Origin of the sequence: Bacillus fungorum (genome assembly GCF_002746455.1) — a bacterium.
Lineage (GTDB): Bacteria > Bacillota > Bacilli > Bacillales > Bacillaceae_G > Bacillus_A > Bacillus_A fungorum.
Map to the genome: position 1 here is coordinate 96,201 of NZ_NWUW01000004.1, position 17,365 is coordinate 113,565.

Here is a 17,365-nt window from a genome sequence, read left to right on the forward strand (position 1 = left end):
TAGAGGAAATAAGGGAGGAATTCAAATGTATTTACACGGCACAAGCCGAATCAATGGGCAAGGACACTTAGAAATTGGAGGGTGCGATACGACGCAGCTAGCAAAACAATACGGAACACCACTTTATGTATACGATGAAGAGTCAATTCGAGGAAAGTGCCGCGCGTTTCATCGTGCTTTTAAAGAAAGTGGTTTCTCTTATCAAGTAGCATATGCAAGCAAGGCGTTCTTGTGCATGGAGATGTGCCGAGTAGCTCGTGAAGAGAATATGTCATTAGATGTTGTTTCTGGAGGGGAATTATATACTGCGCTTCAAGCAGGATTTCCAGCATCGCGTATTCATTTTCACGGCAATAATAAAACAGAAGAAGAGATCGTGATGGCTCTTCAGGCGAATATTGGTTGTTTTGTCGTAGATAATTTCTTGGAATTAGAAATTTTGCATGATTTAGCAGTGCAACACGGGAAATTTGTGAACATATTAATCCGTGTAACGCCTGGAGTAGAGGCGCACACACATGAATATATTACAACAGGTCAAGATGATTCGAAATTTGGATTTGGCGTTTCAAATGGTCAAGCGATGCAAGCCATTGAACTTGTTTTACAAAAATCAAATTATAATATGTTAGGAATTCATTCACACATTGGATCGCAAATATTTGAAACGGCCGGCTTTGTGCGAGCGATTGAAGTTCTTCATCAATTTTTAGAAGAAGTGAGAGAGCGAACGAACTATGTAGTAAAAGTGTTAAATGTGGGCGGAGGATTCGGAATACGCTACACAGAGTCAGATACACCATTAACTCTTGAGACATATGTGCGAGCTGTAACAAGTGCAGTGAGAGGACAATTTACAGTATGTAATTATCCATTGCCAGAAATATGGGTTGAGCCAGGCCGTAGTATTGTAGGTGATGCTGGAACGACACTTTATACAGTCGGATCTGTGAAAGACATTCCTGGTATTCGGAAATATGTATCAGTGGATGGTGGGATGACTGATAATTTAAGACCAGCTTTATATAACGCTCGTTATGAAGCGATGTTAGCAAATCGAGGGAATGATGCGAACGAGGAAGTCGTTTCGATTGCTGGGAAGTGCTGTGAGAGTGGAGATATGTTAATTTGGGATATTACGCTACCGAAAGTTGCTTCTGCTGATTTATTAGCAATTTCTTGTACAGGGGCATATGGGTACTCGATGGCGAATAATTATAATCGGATTCGTAGACCAGCTGTCGTCTTCGCGAAAGGTGGCACATCACAAATTGTTGTAGAGCGCGAAACATATGAAAATATTATTGGGAACGATCGCATACGTATTAAAGAACTTGTGTGAACTACTCCCCACTTAGTAAAGCTTGAAGTGGGAGCTTCTCAGTTCCACGACGAAAGTAACCTTTCATCTCCCATCTCCCGCTGGGCTATCGCCCTTCACGCGCCTCTGGAAGGAGAATTCTTTCGGTAAATTCGTTAAATGAGGAAAAAGGAGTTGTTCGGATGGACAATTCCTTTTTTATAAAATAAAATGATTAAAATATATCGGAAAACTAGGATTGAAAAAAATCAGAATTGTGATAAAATACAAATACAAAGCTTATCAAGAGAAGCGGAGGGAACTGGCCCGGCGAAGCTCGGCAACCTGCTTATAGAAAGCAAGGTGCTAAATCCAGCAAAATGGAATCCATTTTGAAAGATAAGGTAAAATATATTACCGAACAGTCTTTTCGAAATGGGAAAGATTTTTTTTATGAATAAAAAGGGGGGCTGTTCGCGTGAGTGTACGGGAACATTTTGAGGAAGTATCTGAGAGAATTCAAGCGATGCTTGCTGATATGAAATATGGTTCAATTACAATTGTTGTGCAAGATGGGGAAGTTATTCAATTAGAGAAAAGTGAAAAGGTACGTTTAAAGTAAAAAGCGCTGACTAGAAAAACTAGAGGCGGTTTTAACCTAATTTATTAGGTTAAAACCGTCTTTTTGCTTTTACAGGGGGAAAAAACATGTTGACATATGAAACGTGGGAAGAAAATAACATTTCATTTTCAGAAGAAGATGAAACGAAAGGTGCGCTATCTGTATTAAGTTGGGCATATAAAGAATATAAAAGTGAAATTGTATACGCATGTAGCTTCGGAGTGGAAGGGATGGTATTACTGCATCTAATAAACCAAGTAAATCCATCTGCTAAAGTTGTATTTTTGGATACAAACGTACATTTTCAAGAAACGTATGAATTAATTCAAAAAGTGCGGGAACGATTTCCTTCATTGAATATTATAGAAAAACAGCCAGAACTTACACTTGATGAACAAGCGAAGTTGCATGGTGACAGGCTATGGGAAAGTAATCCCAATCTCTGTTGTAAGATTAGAAAAATTTTACCTTTAGAAGAATCACTAGCGAATGAAAAAGCGTGGATATCAGGGTTGAGAAGGGAACAATCAGAAACCCGTAAGCATACAAAGTTTATAAATCAAGATCATCGCTTTCAATTTATTAAAGTTTGTCCGCTCATTCATTGGACATGGAAAGAGGTATGGCGATATGTATACAAACATAGCTTGCCGTATAACCCATTACATGACATTGGATATCCAAGTATTGGGTGTGAGAAGTGTACGCTGCCTGTAGGAGAGGGTGGCGATTCGAGAGACGGTAGATGGGCTGGGAAAGTGAAAACTGAATGTGGTCTTCATTACCAATAAGATGAATTTGAAAATAAAGCTAAGGGAGGGTATAGAAAATGAGTACAGTAAACGAATTAATAAATCGAATAGACGAGACATACGACGTATCACAAATTGAAAAAGAAATTGGGCTAGACAACATTGCGTTAAGTGATTTAGAACTATTAGCGACAGGGGGATATAGCCCGCTTACTGGTTTTTTAGGAAAGAAAGATTATGATTCGGTTGTAGAAACGCTTCGTTTAGCTAATGGGAGCGTTTGGAGTATACCAATTACATTACCAGTAACAGAAGAAGGAGCAGAGACTCTAAAAGCTGGAGAGGAAGTAAAACTTGTTAACGGTGGAAATGTATATGGTGTCATTCAAATAGAAGATATTTTTGTGCCTGATAAGGAAAAAGAAGCGTTACTAGTGTATAAAACGACGGATGAGGCTCATCCTGGAGTGAAAAAATTATACGAAAGACCGAACGTTTACGTCGGAGGAGCTATTATTCTTACAAAACGTTTTGAAAATAATCCGTTTCCTTCTTATCATTTAGATCCAATTGAAACGAGAGAAGAATTTAAAAAACGTGGTTGGAAAACAGTAGTCGGATTCCAAACGAGAAATCCGGTACATCGTGCCCATGAATATATTCAAAAATCTGCTCTTGAAATTGTAGATGGCCTCTTTTTAAATCCGCTAGTTGGGGAAACGAAGTCGGACGATATTCCTGCTGATGTAAGAATGGAAAGCTATGAAGTATTACTTCAAAACTATTATCCGAAAGATCGTGTCTTTTTAAGTGTATTTCCTGCAGCAATGCGTTACGCAGGACCGAGGGAAGCGATATTCCATGCATTAGTCAGAAAGAATTTTGGATGCACCCACTTTATTGTAGGGCGCGATCATGCAGGGGTAGGAGATTATTACGGTACTTATGAAGCACAAGAAATTTTTACAAACTTTACAGTGGAAGAGTTAGGGATTACACCGTTATTTTTTGAACATAGTTTTTACTGCACGAAATGTGAAGCGATGGCTTCGACGAAAACATGCCCGCACAGGAAAGAGGATCATGTTATTTTATCAGGTACGAAAGTAAGAGAACTATTAAGAAACGGTGAGGTTCCGCCAAGTACATTTAGTCGTAAAGAAGTAGTGGAAGTACTAATTAAAGGTTTGAAAAAAGAAGTAGTAACAGAATAGGGAGAGAATGAGATGGATACGAATATTACTTGGCATACAGCTTCTGTTTCAAAAGATGAGAGAAGAGTGAAGAATGGGCATCATAGTTTTGTAATTTGGTTTACTGGTTTATCAGCTTCGGGTAAATCTACAGTAGCGAACGCGGTTGCTCGTAAACTATTTGAAAAGAATATTGGAAACTATGTACTTGATGGAGATAATATACGCCACGGTTTAAATAAAGACTTAGGTTTTTCTGAAAGTGATCGTATGGAAAATATAAGACGGATTGGCGAAGTGGCGAAGCTATTTGTAGATCAAGGTACTGTTGTTCTTACAGCGTTTATTTCACCGTTTCGAGTAGACCGAAAACAAGTTAGAGATTTACTAGCTGCAGATGAGTTTATAGAAGTGTTTGTAAAATGTCCAATTGAAGAGTGTGAGAAACGTGATCCAAAAGGGCTATATAAAAAAGCAAGAAAAGGTGATATTAAAGAGTTTACAGGTATCGATTCACCGTATGAGGAACCAGAGAAAGCGGAATTAATTGTAGAAACGCACAAGTATTCTATTGAAGAATGTGCAGAACAAATCGTGAAGTACTTACAAGAGCGTAGTTTTATCCCGCTATTTGCCGGGAAGTAAAACTCCCACCTCAAAATTCTAGGGCAAAGAAGTTAGGTGGGAGTCGGGCTGCCCATAAATGCCCGGTTGGTTCAACTAATAATCAGTGGTGATGAATAAAACCCCCACTGATTAAAGCTTCACTTTATATAGGGGGATGTAAAAATGAGTTATGAAAAAGTATGGGCTAACAATGAAAAATTAAATCAAACTGAGAAAAATAAATTAAAAAAAGATGGATTGGAAATCTTTAATGATATTCCTTACTATGCAGAGAATGGCTTCGAATCTATTCCAAAAGAAGAGTGGGACGCATTCAAATGGGCAGGGTTGTATTTACAAAGACCGAAAGAAGCTGGTTATTTTATGATGCGTGTAAATATTCCTTCAGGGATTATTACGAATGCACAGGCAGAAGTGCTTGCTTCTATCGCTGAGGATTATGGGCGTGACGTAATAGATATTACGACAAGACAGGCGATTCAGTTTCATTGGTTAGAAATTCATCAAATTCCAGATATTTTTAAAAGATTAGCAAGAGTTGGGTTATCTTCAGCTGGGGCTTGTGGTGATATAACGCGTAATATTACTGGGAATCCACTTGCTGGCATTGATGCAAATGAACTGTTTGATACAACCGATATTGTGAAAGAAGTATATGACTATTTCCAACATAATGAAGAGTTTTCTAACTTACCACGTAAATTTAAAATGTCTATTAGTTCTAACATTTATAACTCAGCAAACGCAGAGATTAATTGTGTTGCATTTACACCTGCAACGAAAGAAATAGATGGTGAGAAAAAAGTTGGTTTTCATATAAAAGTAGGCGGTGGATTATCAGCTCGTCCGTATTTAGCTGATGAATTAGATGTATTCGTTTTACCAGAAGAGGTGAAGACGGTAGCGATTGCGATTGCTACGATATTCCGTGATTTTGGATACCGCGAAAAACGTCATTTAGCTCGTTTGAAATTTCTTGTTGCTGACTGGGGAGCAGAGAAATTTAAAGAGAAACTAATAGAGTATACAGGACCTTTACAAAGTAAAGGAGAAAGTGCTCTCAAAGGCTGGAATGCAGGATACTTTTATGGTGTTCAAGATCAAAAACAAGATGGACTAAAATATGTAGGGTTTAATGTGCCGGTAGGACGCCTACATGCGGAAGAAATGTTTGAGATTGCAAGAATTGCTAAACAGTATGGAAATGGACAAATTCGTACATGTAATTCGCAAAACTTCATTATTCCGAATGTTCCGCCAGAAAATGTAAAGGGTTTATTAAGTGAGCCGTTGTTTGCAGCAATATCAGCAAGTCCGAAATCGTTTATTGGTCATGCGGTTTCTTGTACTGGTATTGAATATTGCAATCTTGCTTTAGTAGAAACGAAAGAAAGATTGCGAAAAATTGCCGCATACTTAGATACACAAATTGCACTCGATGTTCCAGTTCGCATTCATATGGTAGGATGCCCGAATTCATGTGGGCAACGTCAAATTGCTGACATCGGATTACAAGGGGTGAAAATGAAAACGAAGGAAAAAGGAATTGTTGAGGCATTTGAAATATATGTAGGTGGAACGTTGTTAGATGGCGGTGCTTATAATCAAAAGTTAAAAGGAAAAATAGATGGCGAGGATCTACCTGATGTACTCGCATCATTTATAAGTTATTTCAAAGAAAATAAATTACCAGCTGAAACGTTTTATAATTTTGTCGGCCGTGTTGGTGTAGAGACATTACAAATAGCGTTAAATAACGTGTTAGAAGAAGTAATAGCGTCTTAGGAGGGGCAATATGGATTTATATCGATTTGAAGCGGTATTAGTGAATAGCATTGTTCCAATTGTTGTTGTTGCTGAAAGTGAAGAACAGGCATTTAAGATGGCGGAGATTGAGCTTGAAAAACATTTTTTACCGTTACCAGAGGTAAAGGAGATTACTTTATTTGAAAAAAAGAAGATTCGAAAAAGTGCGGCCTTTGTTATTCATGAGTAAGGGACATTGAAATATGAAGAAATGAAAACTTCCATTCGTATATAAGGATGGAAGTTTCACTTTAATAGTAGAAATGAGGAGAGATGATGGGGAAGGTTTATATCGTTGGTGCGGGTCCTGGTGATCCAGATTTAATTACTGTGAAAGGGTTGAAATGTATTGAGAAGGCAGATGTTATTTTATACGACCGTCTCGTGAATAAAGAGTTGCTTTCCTATGCAAAGCCTGAAGCGGATTTAATTTATTGCGGAAAACTACCAAATTATCACACGATGAAGCAAGAGACAATTAACACGTTTCTTATTAAGTATGCGAAAAAAGGAAAAGTTGTAACGAGGCTTAAGGGCGGCGATCCATTTGTGTTTGGTAGGGGGGGAGAAGAAGCTGAAGCGTTAGCAAAGCAAGGTGTACCATTTGAAATTGTTCCTGGTATTTCAGCTGGAATAGCTGCTCCTACTTATGCGGGCATTCCAGTGACACATCGTGATGCAAGTGCAAGTTTTGCTATTGTGACGGGGCATAGGAAAGAAGATGCTGAAGAGGAAGTGAAGTGGGAAAATTTAGCGAAAGGTGTAGAGACTTTAGCTGTATATATGGGGGTTAGCAATTTACCCTACATATGTGAACAACTGATGAAGTATGGAAAAGATAAAAGTACACCTACTGCTATTATTGAGCGGGGAACGACATCTATGCAGCGCACAGTTGTTGGGACGTTAGGAACAATTGTAGATGTTGCAAAAAAAGAACAAATTCAAAATCCAAGCATGATTGTAATTGGAGAAGTGGTCCGTTTTAGAGAAAAAATCCATTGGTTTGAGAAACAGACAGAAAGTACGTATCAAGTAAGTGGAGTGTTATAAAATGAAAGCCATCTTATATATATGTCATGGAAGTCGTTTGAAAGCAGCTAAAGAAGAAGCGATTGCATTTATTACGTCATGCATGAACCGTGTAGAGGCAAGTATTCAAGAAGTTTGTTTTTTAGAGTTAGCGAGTCCAACTATTGATGAAGGATTCCGTACATGTGTGAAGCGTGGTGCTACAGAGATTATTGTTATTCCAGTTTTTTTATTAGCGGCAGGTCATGTGAAAAAAGATATCCCGTTTGAATTGGAAAAGTTAAATAATCAATTTTCGAATGTTAAAGTGACCTATGGTAACCCGTTTGGTGTATCAGAAACACTTGTTAAATCGGTGTATAACGGAAGTGGCATCGAACAGGAAGATAAGAATGAAGTGACGCTACTTCTCGTTGCAAGAGGGAGTAGTGATCCTGAGGTATTAAGAAATATAAACTGGATTGCTTCTTTATTTCAAAAGGAAGAGAAAATTAAAAAAGTAGAGGTTTGTTATTTAGCGGCTGCAGAGCCAAAATTTGAGGAGAAGTTAAAGGAAGTTGTAGAACGAAAAGAAAAGAACATCGTTGTGCTGCCTTACTTGTTATTTACAGGTTTACTTATGAAACATATTGAAAAAGAAGTGCGCCAATATGAGTTGGATGAGATAAAAATAAGTCCGTATTTAGGAAAGAATGAAGCGTTTCAGTATATGTTAATTCAGAAAACGAAGAAATTATTGAAGGGAGATCAATATGTATCCACTTACAGTGCGAGTTGAGAAGAAACGTGTTGTTGTCATTGGTGGAGGGAAAGTCGCGGGGTTCAAAATTATTCCTTTATTAAAACAAGGTGCGGATATAGTTGTGGTAAGCCCTGAATTGGATGCAAATTTAGTGAAACTTGTAGAAGAAAAGAAAATTCGTTGGTATCAAAGAGAGTATGAAAAAAGTGATATTAAAGATGCTTTTTTAGTTGTTGCAGCGAGTAGTGATGCTGTATTAAATGAACAAATTGCTGAAGATAGCGCAGAGAATCAATTAGTAAATGTTATTACGAACCCGGAAAGTGGTAATGTTCATTTTCCGGCAGCGATTCATCGTGGATTACTGAATGTGGCTGTTTCTACCGGAGGAGCGAGCCCGAAACTTGCAAAAAAAATTCGTGATGATATCGCAAATAAATATGATGAGGCGTATGAAGCGTATCTTGATTTTTTATACGAAGTTAGAATAAAAGTGAAAGAATTACAAATAGAGAAAAGGCAGAGAAATATATTGTTGCAAGAGGTATTAAAGTCGATATATGTTCAAAATGAACAAAAAAGAGAATTGTTTTTACAAGAATTAGAGAGAAGAGTTCATATAGGATAATGAAAAAATTGTACTTTACAACTATAAAAATATAATTTATAATCACAAGTAACTTCAATAGATGAAATCGATGAGCAAGAAGAGTATGTATATTTGATACGTTCAGAGAGCTGGGGTAAGGTGTGAGCCCGGTACGATAAAATATACAGAATGGGCTTGCGAGAGGTATGTTGAACATTGTAGTAGGCAACCCGGGTTCCGCCGTTAAAAGGATAGAGTATCGGAGTTTTTCCTGTACTTGAACAAGTGGGATTTATCAATCCAATTGAGGTGGTACCACGGTATTTACATTACATATATCGTCCTCTACATGCATATTTGCGTGTAGGGGACTTTTTTTATTTTCTAAAGGAGGTGTGCGAGTATGAAATGAAAGTGTATAATTAACAAAAGTTTAAATATTCAGAAAAGGAGAATTTATGATGAAAGAAACACAGCAATGGACGTCGAAAATAGGTTTTGTACTCGCAGCAGCCGGAGCAGCGGTAGGTCTTGGTGCGATATGGAAATTTCCATATGTTGCAGGTAATGGTGGGGGAGGCGCATTCTTCCTTGTATTTTTACTATTAACTTTATTTATAGGTATGCCACTTCTTTTAGCTGAATTTGTTATTGGACGTAGTACGCAAAAAGAGGCAGTTACAGCTTATAAAGTACTAGTACCAAATAGTAAAGTATATCCTTGGATTGGTCGTATGGGAGTTGTTACTTGTTTTAGTGTACTATCTTTTTATAGTGTTGTAGGTGGATGGATTTTACTGTACTTATACTATAGTGTTACAGGAAGCTTCTGGAATGGTGTTGTTGATTATGGGAAATTGTTTGGTGAAACGATTTCAAATCCAGTAAGCGCGATTGGAGCGCAATTTATCTTTATGCTTTGCACTATTTTTGTTGTAAGTAAAGGTGTAGAGAAAGGGATAGAAAAAGCAAGTAAGTATATGATGCCGCTATTATTTATTTTGTTTATTGCTATCATTATTCGTGCGTTAACACTTGATGGTGCTTTTGCTGGGGTAGAGTTCTTCTTAAAACCAGATTTTTCAAAGCTGACAGCAGATACGATTTTATATGCGATGGGACAATCGTTCTTCTCGCTAACAGTTGGTGCCTCAGTAATGGTAACGTATAGTTCATATTTGAAGAAAGAAGAACATTTAGCTAAATCAGCAACATCTATTGTAAGTTTAACTGTTTTTATTACAGTACTTGCAGGATTAGCGATTTTCCCAGCGATTTTCGCATTAGGTGTTAAGCCGACTGAAGGGCCAGGGTTACTGTTTATCGTCCTTCCAGCAGTATTTGCGAAAATACCATTTGGACAATTTTTCTTCATTATGTTTTTAATTTTATTCTTCTTTGCAACGTTAACATCTGCGATTTCCATGCTTGAAATTGTAGTAGCATCTGTTGCGAAGGATAATGAGAAAAAGCGTCCGTCAGCATCATTATTAATTGGTATTCTTATTTTTGCAGTTGGAATTCCGTCAGCACTATCGTTTGGCATTATGAGTGATGTGAAAATATTCGGAAAAACATTCTTTGACTTAGTCGATTTTTCGGTAAGTAACGTATTACTGCCGTTAGGGGTACTAGCCATTTCGCTATTCGTACCAAATAAAATGAGTAAAGAAATGTTAATGAAAGAATTAGAAGTTACGGAAACGAAAGGGAAAACATTATTTAATATTTGGTTCTTCTTGCTTCGTTATGTTATTCCAGTAACTGTAATTATTGTATTTTTAAATGCGATAGGTGTATTTATTATGTTGTAGGTGTATTTAATAAACGATTATAGGCTTTATAGGCTGTGACGACTGCGAGGAATGATCCAATTAAAAATAATGCTGAGCCGCCAAATGTAAATAGCCGGCCAATGTAAGTTTCTCTAGCCTCTTCTATTTTTTGTTGTAATTCTGTATTCATATGATTCACCCCGTAAGATATAGGCATTTAGTTGTAGTTTATGTGGAATGCCTATAGTGTGTGAAGTGGAAATAAAAAAACTCGGTATGCACCGAGTTTTTTATAATCCGATATAAGGAGATGGATCAACTGCGTTTGTCTTGCCGACATTCCATTCTCCAAGGTGAAGTTCGAAGTGTAAATGTTGTCCGTATGATTGGCCAGTATTCCCCATAAATCCAAGTTGAGTTCCTTGTTTTACAGTTTGTCCATTCGATACAGAACGGCTACTCATATGAGCATATACTGTCGTATATGTTTTTCCGTTTATACGGTGAGATAAGTACACAACATTTCCATAACTAGATGATAATTCTGAGCGAATAACAACGCCATCAGCAGCAGCGATAATTGGAACGGTTCCTGAAGCGGCGATATCGATTCCTTTATGGTTATCTATAGAGCGCACGCCAAATCCAGAAGTTTTTGATCCAGCTGCTGGCTTAATAAAGCCGCCAATATTTGTATCGTGCGGTGTTGGAGCTGCTTGAGCAGATGTAGTAGCTTGTTTACGAGCTTCTTCTGCCTTGCGGGCTTCCTCAGCTTTACGAGCCTCTTCGGCACGTTTTTCTTCTTCAATTGCTTTTTGAACAACTTGACGCTGATTTTCTAAAATACCTTTTGATTCTTCTAATCCTTCAATCTCTGAATCTACTTTTGCTACTTTCGTATGTAGATCGCTAATAAATGTTTGCTGCTGTTGCTGATTCGTTTGCAATTCTTGTTGTTTTTGAACTAATTTCTGTTCGGATTCTTTTAATTGTTGCTCTTTTTTCTCGACAGCCTCTTTTTCTTTCGTCATAGCATTTTGGTCAGTTGTTTGTTTTTTCACAATATCAGTATCGTTGTTTAAAATTAAACTGACAGAGTACATATTATCAACAAGATCAGCAATATTGGAGGAATTTGTTAATACCTCTGTAATGATATTTGTACGAGGTTTTTCTTGCATAGATTGTAAACGTTGCTTAATAACTTCCTGACGTGTATCTATGTTTGTTTGTAATTGCTCTATATGTTTCTTCTTTTCAGCAATTACTTGTTGTGTTTTACTAATTTCTTTTTTTGTATCATTTAATTCAGCTTCGTTTTTATTAATAGAAGTAGTTAAGTCATCAATTTTCTTTTGTAATTCTTGAATTTCTTTTTCTATTTGTTCTTTCTCAGCTGATTTATTTTGTAAGTCATTTTGTTTTCCTTCTAATTCAGATTGAATATTAGATAATTTATCTTGATTCGTTTCAGCGTATACGGGTGAAAGTAACGGAGAAACAAAAAGTGTTCCTGCTGCTAAAACACTAAACGCTGCAAATTTCTTTTTCATGGTTGTCTGGCTCCTTTCCCTATGAATGTTATATATCATAAGAAGAAGAGTGTCTATCGTTGTAACCATAATGTAAAGAAAATTTTATAAAATTGCTAAGTTTTGTCGGAATTTATCATTTTTTTACGGTAATTGTAATAGTGATTCTATTTTTTAGTTCGTGCAACAAAGGTGTGTTCTGGATTGTTATTGTTAAATAAAGGAATAAACGAGACTGTTTTATATAGTGAAATTTGATTTGGAAACCCAATAAAATACTAGTAAGGAATCGTTCTCATGTGAGGTTTTCTGACATGGGTTTTGTTTTTGTCAAGAAAATTATTTGCGTTCGGGCAAACTTATTTTGTTGTCAGATTTAATTTTTTGATTTATGATTTTTAATAGGGACAAAATGTAGTGAATTGTCGAATAATATGTAATACTCTTAATTTCATGTTTTATAGAGATAGAGTGAGAGATAGAGTGACACATCGAAGAGGGGGTTACAACAAATATGAAAAGAATAGGACTTGCATGGCAAATATTAATAGGACTTGCGCTTGGTATTGCAGTTGGGGCGATTTTCTTTGGCAATCCGGCAGTGGTGAGTTACTTACAACCAATTGGTGATATTTTCATCCGATTAATTAAAATGATCGTTGTACCGATTGTTGTAGCAAGTATTGTTGTTGGGGTTGCTGGTGTTGGCGATGTTAAAAAATTAGGCCGACTAGGCGGAAAAACAATTATTTACTTTGAAATTATTACAACAATTGCAATTGTTGTCGGTCTATTAATTGCGAATATTTTCCAACCAGGAAAAGGCGTAAATATGGAGCAGTTAACAAAGACAGATATTTCGAAATATACACATACGACAGAGCAAGTACAAAGTCATTCATTTGCAGATACATTTGTAAATATTGTTCCAACGAACATTATGAAGTCATTAGCTGATGGAGATATGCTTGCTATCATCTTCTTCTCTGTATTATTTGGTTTAGGTGTAGCAGCGATTGGTGAAAGAGGACGACCGGTTCTTCAATTTTTCCAAGGTGTAGCTGATGCAATGTTTTACGTAACGAACCAAGTTATGAAGTTTGCGCCATTTGGTGTATTTGCATTAATTGGTGTTACAGTTTCTACATTCGGTTTAGCTTCATTAATTCCGTTAGGGAAATTACTCATTGTCGTATACGGAGCAATGATCTTCTTCGTTGTAGTTGTCTTAGGACTTACAGCGAAAATATTTGGAATTAACATTTTCCAATTCTTTAAAATTTTAAAAGACGAACTGATCTTAGCATATTCTACAGCAAGTTCAGAAACAGTTTTACCAAAAATCATGGAGAAAATGGAGAAGTTCGGTTGTCCGAAAGCAATTACATCTTTCGTTATTCCGACAGGTTATTCATTTAACTTAGATGGATCAACTTTATATCAAGCAATTGCCGCTATTTTCTTGGCGCAAATGTACGGTATTGAATTATCTATTACACAACAAATTACATTATTACTTGTATTAATGGTTACATCAAAAGGTATCGCAGGTGTACCGGGCGTATCATTCGTTGTATTATTAGCGACACTTGGTACAGTAGGTATTCCACCTGAAGGTTTAGCATTCATTGCTGGTATTGACCGTATTTTAGATATGGCTCGTACAGCAGTTAACGTTGTAGGTAACTCTTTAGCAGCTGTGGTTATGTCTAAGTGGGAAGGTCAGTATGACGCCGAAAAAGGACAAGCCTATTTGAAAGAAATTTCTAATAAGCAAGCAGCTTAATTATAATTTGAACAAGCTCTCACATAATATGTGGGGGCTTTTCTATATAGAAGGGGAGCAGACGTAATGAAACGTAAATATGGTGACGGTTCTTCGTGGAAGCGACTAATAGAGAAGGATTATAAGGTTAAGCAAATAGAAGAGGGAATGCTAGGAATACTGGAAATAAAAAAGGTGAGAGAACCTAGTTGTAAAGAATATGATGGTGAAGAACTTTGCATTGCAGCGAATCAGTATACGTGGATTCAATATTTCATAAACGGGAAAAACTTTGCGATTACAGCTATGTTAGATGATCAAAAAAATTTAGTGCAATATTACATCGATGTTGCGAAAGAATATGAAATAGACGACCGTGGTTTACCGTATTTTGATGATTTATATTTAGATGTAGTGTTATTACCGAACGGCAAGATGTATATATTGGATGAAGATGAGTTAGAGGACGCTTATAAAAGTGGCGATGTTACAAAAGAAGAGTACGGTTTAACTTGGTACACTACGAGATGGATACTAGAAGTAATAAAAAATAATGAATTTTATTGGATTTCAATATTGGAAGAAGAAATCAAAAAGTTAAAATGATTGTTGTATTCAAATTTTTGTATAATTACCAAAAAAATCTATACAAAAAATAATTGACTTTTGTTTTGTAAGCGAGTAAAGTTAGGGAAGAAATTATTATTAAAAAATAAATATAAAACCTTCTTATAAAGAGAGGCGGAGGGACTGGCCCTACGATGCCTCGGCAGCGGACTCGATTTCAGAGTGCTGTGCCAAATCCAGCAAGCATGTGCTTGAAAGATGAGAAGAGCGTTTCTTATAGATGTATAAGACCTCTTCTCATTGGAAGAGGTCTTTTGTTATTCATTAGAAAAAGGTTGAAACTAGGGAGAGATGGTACTTTGAAAGAAACGAGAGGAAATGGTTTGGCTTTATTACCACTTGGAATATTTTTGGCGCTATTTATTGGTTCTGGAATTATTACAGGTGATTTCTATAAATTGCCGATACTTGTAGCGATTTCAATTGCTGTAGGAGTCGCTTTAGCAATGAATCGTAAAGAAAGTTTTAATGTAAAAGTGGAACGATTTGCTAAAGGTGCAGGGAACCCAGATATTATGATTATGGTTCTGATTTTTGTACTGGCAGGAGCGTTTTCTGAAACAGCAAAAGGGATGGGCGGCGTTGATTCTACAGTTAACTTAGCATTATCAATTTTACCGCAAGGATTTATCGTAGCTGGAATTTTTGTTATAGGGGCATTTATTTCATTAGCGATGGGAACTTCAATGGGAACAATTGCTGCATTAGCACCAATTGCTGTAGGTATTAGTGGGCAAACTGATATCTCAATTGCACTTACGATGGCGACAGTTGTTGGCGGAGCGATGTTTGGTGATAATTTATCATTTATTTCAGATACAACAATCGCAGCTGTACGTTCACAAGGGACAGAAATGAAAGATAAGTTTAAAACGAACTTTTTAATTGTATTACCAGCAGCTATTATTACAATTGTACTATTAGTAATCATTACTTTAGGAAGCGATACGCAGATTAAAGCGCATAGTTTTGACTGGATAAAGATTTTACCGTATGCAGGAGTACTTATTACAGCACTACTTGGTTGGAATGTACTTATCGTGTTAACTGGTGGAACTGTACTATCTGGCGTTATTGGTCTTTTAGATGGAAGTTACACGTTAGAGAGTTTCTTTAAAAGTGTAACGACTGGAATGGGCGGTATGATGGAGTTAGTATTACTTGCTATTTTAATTGGCGGTATGGTCGAACTGATTCAATATAATGGTGGCATTCAATATTTAATGAATCTTTTAACGCGAAACATTCGTTCAAAAAAAGGAGCAGAGTTCGGTATCGCTGGCTTAGTAGGTATGACAAATATGTGTACAGCGAATAATACAATTTCTATTATCTTTACAGGTCCGCTTGCGAAAAACATCGCAGATCAATATGAAATTGATCCTCGTAAATCAGCGAGTGTATTAGATCTTTTCTCATGCTGTGTGCAAGGATTAATTCCGTATGGTGCGCAAATGTTAACGGCAGCAGGATTTGCGGCGTTATCTCCTATTGAACTGTTACCATATGCGTTTTATCCGATCTTAGTTGGAGTATGTGGAATCATTTCTATATTAATTGGTTTCCCGAGGTTTTCTAAAGTAGCAGGAAAGAAAGAGTATCATAAAACAGCATAATGAAAATGAAGTTTATTAAAAGTAACGAAAGCCGTACAGAGAATGTTCTCTGTACGGCTTTTTATGTGCGATACAAGAGAATTATCCAATGCTACTGTATGTTTTTACAAAAGGCTGAATGCAACTCGGTCTTAAGTCTGAGTCGAAAACGGTTCTTAAGCTCGTTATGGAAAAAAGAAAAAATAGTTAAGATAAGAGTATCAAATCGAAGGGAGGCAAGCACAAGATGAAACAATTTCTAGCGTTTATCGCAGCTGGTATTTTAGCTTTAATTGCTCTTGGCAGTCTTGCTGGTATTATAGGATTCGCAATTGGAGCAGGAGTTGTGTACTGGAGCTATAAATCATTTGTGCGAGCACAATCATTTTTTGGAAAGTTAGCTTGGGGTATTGTTGGTTTAATCGGCTTGTCCATCGCCCTTTCTCATTCCCCAGCATTAATCGGTATTGCAGCATTAGTAGTTTTATACTACGGCTACCGTGAGTGGAAAAAAGAAAAAGATGTAGTTGTTGATTCTGCTCCAGAAAGTTCTAAACCATATAGCAACTTTGAAGATGAGTGGAACAAGTTAATGAAAAACTAATATAAAATAAATCAAATCAAATTTATAAAGTAGAAGAGAGGAAGATTATAATGAAACAATCTTTATTCGGACGTGTACGCGATGCAATTTTAGCAGATTTTCATAATGTGTTAGATGAGAAAGAAAGAAAAAATCCAATTGCTATGCTAAATCAATATTTACGCGATAGTGAGCGTGAAATAACAAAAATTGAGAAGTTAATTCAGCGTCATAAAACATTAAAATCTAACTTTGCTCGTGAGCTTGAGCAAGCGCGTTATTTCGTGAATAAAAGATCAAAGCAAGCTATCATCGCTCAAGAAGCAGGCGAATTACAACTACATGAGCGTGCATTAGAAGAAGTAGCTTATTATGAAGGGCAAGTAACTCGATTAGAAGAAATGTATGCAGGTGTTGTAGAGCAAATCGATGAGTTAGAGCGTCGTCTTTCTGAAATGAAAAATAAATTAAAAGAAATGCACGCGAAACGTATGGAATTAATGGCACGTGAAAATATGGCACATGCAAATCGCCGTATGAATACTGCGATGCATAAAATGGATGAAAATAATCCATTCTTACGCTTTGAAGAAATTGAAGATCATATTCGTGACTTAGAAACTCGTATGAATGAGGAGCATGAACGTGACACATTTGATATGAAGATTGCAAAGCTTGAGCGTGAAATGAAAGAAAAGAATGATGTATCGTTAACGAAAGAGTTAACAAAATAATAGTAGTATATTATAAAACAGGCTTATGATATAGTGATAGGAGAAAAGGTGTTGGAAAGCAATGCCTTTTCTTCTATGTATATGTGAAAAG

At 36.6% G+C, this 17,365-nt stretch carries 18 protein-coding genes, 2 riboswitches and 1 other annotated feature; of the genes, 16 read left to right on the forward strand and 2 right to left on the reverse strand.

The features are described 5' to 3' along the window. The first annotated feature begins 25 nt into the window (after positions 1-25). The 11 genes from lysA (at position 26) to CO726_RS07190 (ending at position 10,477) form a co-directional block, all read left to right on the forward strand. The gene (gene lysA / locus CO726_RS07135; RefSeq protein WP_099683799.1) at positions 26-1,342 is read left to right on the forward strand and encodes a diaminopimelate decarboxylase; all 1,317 of its coding nucleotides are present in this window, start codon (positions 26-28) and stop codon (positions 1,340-1,342) included. Positions 1,343-1,597: 255 nt separating this feature from the next. Continuing rightward, positions 1,598-1,706: riboswitch (SAM riboswitch) on the forward strand. A gap of 72 nt (positions 1,707-1,778) precedes the next feature. Next, on the forward strand, positions 1,779-1,922 hold the full coding sequence (locus tag CO726_RS07140; RefSeq protein WP_099683800.1) for a YezD family protein: 144 nt from the start codon (positions 1,779-1,781) through the stop codon (positions 1,920-1,922). 86 nt (positions 1,923-2,008) lie between these two features. Then, positions 2,009-2,713: a phosphoadenylyl-sulfate reductase gene (gene cysH, locus CO726_RS07145; RefSeq protein ID WP_099683801.1), complete on the forward strand. Its 705-nt coding sequence runs from the start codon at positions 2,009-2,011 to the stop codon at positions 2,711-2,713. Between the two features lie 38 nt (positions 2,714-2,751). Then, positions 2,752-3,888: a sulfate adenylyltransferase gene (sat, locus tag CO726_RS07150; RefSeq protein WP_099683802.1), complete on the forward strand. Its 1,137-nt coding sequence runs from the start codon at positions 2,752-2,754 to the stop codon at positions 3,886-3,888. Positions 3,889-3,900: 12 nt separating this feature from the next. Continuing rightward, a complete protein-coding gene (cysC, locus tag CO726_RS07155) occupies positions 3,901-4,512 on the forward strand; it encodes an adenylyl-sulfate kinase (RefSeq protein ID WP_099683803.1) in 612 nt (203 codons plus the stop codon). Between the two features lie 144 nt (positions 4,513-4,656). Continuing rightward, positions 4,657-6,279 carry a nitrite/sulfite reductase gene (locus CO726_RS07160; protein WP_099683804.1) on the forward strand — a complete coding sequence of 541 codons (1,623 nt, stop codon included), beginning with the start codon at positions 4,657-4,659 and terminating at the stop codon, positions 6,277-6,279. A 10-nt stretch (positions 6,280-6,289) separates the two neighbouring features. After that, positions 6,290-6,490, forward strand: coding sequence for a DUF3906 family protein (locus CO726_RS07165; protein ID WP_098759140.1), 201 nt, complete (start codon positions 6,290-6,292; stop codon positions 6,488-6,490). Between the two features lie 86 nt (positions 6,491-6,576). Next, positions 6,577-7,353 carry a uroporphyrinogen-III C-methyltransferase gene (gene cobA / locus CO726_RS07170; protein WP_099683805.1) on the forward strand — a complete coding sequence of 259 codons (777 nt, stop codon included), beginning with the start codon at positions 6,577-6,579 and terminating at the stop codon, positions 7,351-7,353. A 1-nt stretch (position 7,354) separates the two neighbouring features. Further along, positions 7,355-8,110: a sirohydrochlorin chelatase gene (locus CO726_RS07175; RefSeq protein WP_099683806.1), complete on the forward strand. Its 756-nt coding sequence runs from the start codon at positions 7,355-7,357 to the stop codon at positions 8,108-8,110. After that, positions 8,085-8,702, forward strand: coding sequence for an NAD(P)-binding protein (locus CO726_RS07180; protein WP_098759137.1), 618 nt, complete (start codon positions 8,085-8,087; stop codon positions 8,700-8,702). Before CO726_RS07175 ends, CO726_RS07180 begins: the two co-directional genes overlap by 26 nt. Positions 8,703-8,763: 61 nt before the next feature. Beyond that, positions 8,764-9,012: a binding site (T-box leader), on the forward strand. 112 nt (positions 9,013-9,124) lie between these two features. Continuing rightward, complete coding sequence (locus CO726_RS07190; protein WP_136699449.1) at positions 9,125-10,477, forward strand: sodium-dependent transporter; 1,353 nt, start codon at positions 9,125-9,127, stop codon at positions 10,475-10,477. On the opposite strand, the gene CO726_RS31715 is transcribed toward CO726_RS07190, so the two are convergent. Both CO726_RS31715 and CO726_RS07195 read right to left on the reverse strand, forming a co-directional pair. Next, the gene (locus CO726_RS31715) at positions 10,467-10,628 is read right to left on the reverse strand and encodes a hypothetical protein (protein ID WP_169513023.1); all 162 of its coding nucleotides are present in this window, start codon (positions 10,626-10,628) and stop codon (positions 10,467-10,469) included. The two genes, CO726_RS07190 and CO726_RS31715, sit on opposite strands and share 11 nt — an antisense overlap. A gap of 100 nt (positions 10,629-10,728) precedes the next feature. After that, the gene (locus tag CO726_RS07195; protein WP_099683808.1) at positions 10,729-11,991 is read right to left on the reverse strand and encodes a murein hydrolase activator EnvC family protein; all 1,263 of its coding nucleotides are present in this window, start codon (positions 11,989-11,991) and stop codon (positions 10,729-10,731) included. 493 nt (positions 11,992-12,484) lie between these two features. On the opposite strand from CO726_RS07195, the gene gltP reads away from it, so the two are divergent. The 5 genes from gltP (at position 12,485) to CO726_RS07220 (ending at position 17,274) form a co-directional block, all read left to right on the forward strand. Continuing rightward, positions 12,485-13,756: a glutamate/aspartate:proton symporter GltP gene (gene gltP / locus CO726_RS07200; RefSeq protein ID WP_098759134.1), complete on the forward strand. Its 1,272-nt coding sequence runs from the start codon at positions 12,485-12,487 to the stop codon at positions 13,754-13,756. Positions 13,757-13,822: 66 nt separating this feature from the next. After that, a complete protein-coding gene (locus CO726_RS07205; protein WP_099683809.1) occupies positions 13,823-14,341 on the forward strand; it encodes a ribonuclease FAU-1 family protein in 519 nt (172 codons plus the stop codon). 120 nt (positions 14,342-14,461) lie between these two features. After that, positions 14,462-14,567, forward strand: a riboswitch (SAM riboswitch). 94 nt (positions 14,568-14,661) lie between these two features. Further along, positions 14,662-15,978 (forward strand): Na+/H+ antiporter NhaC family protein, encoded by a 1,317-nt coding sequence (locus tag CO726_RS07210; protein ID WP_099683810.1) that lies wholly within the window; start codon positions 14,662-14,664, stop codon positions 15,976-15,978. A 226-nt stretch (positions 15,979-16,204) separates the two neighbouring features. Then, complete coding sequence (locus tag CO726_RS07215) at positions 16,205-16,561, forward strand: lmo0954 family membrane protein (RefSeq protein WP_000808632.1); 357 nt, start codon at positions 16,205-16,207, stop codon at positions 16,559-16,561. 50 nt (positions 16,562-16,611) lie between these two features. Next, a complete protein-coding gene (locus CO726_RS07220; protein WP_000814138.1) occupies positions 16,612-17,274 on the forward strand; it encodes a PspA/IM30 family protein in 663 nt (220 codons plus the stop codon). The last annotated feature ends 91 nt before the right edge of the window (positions 17,275-17,365 follow it).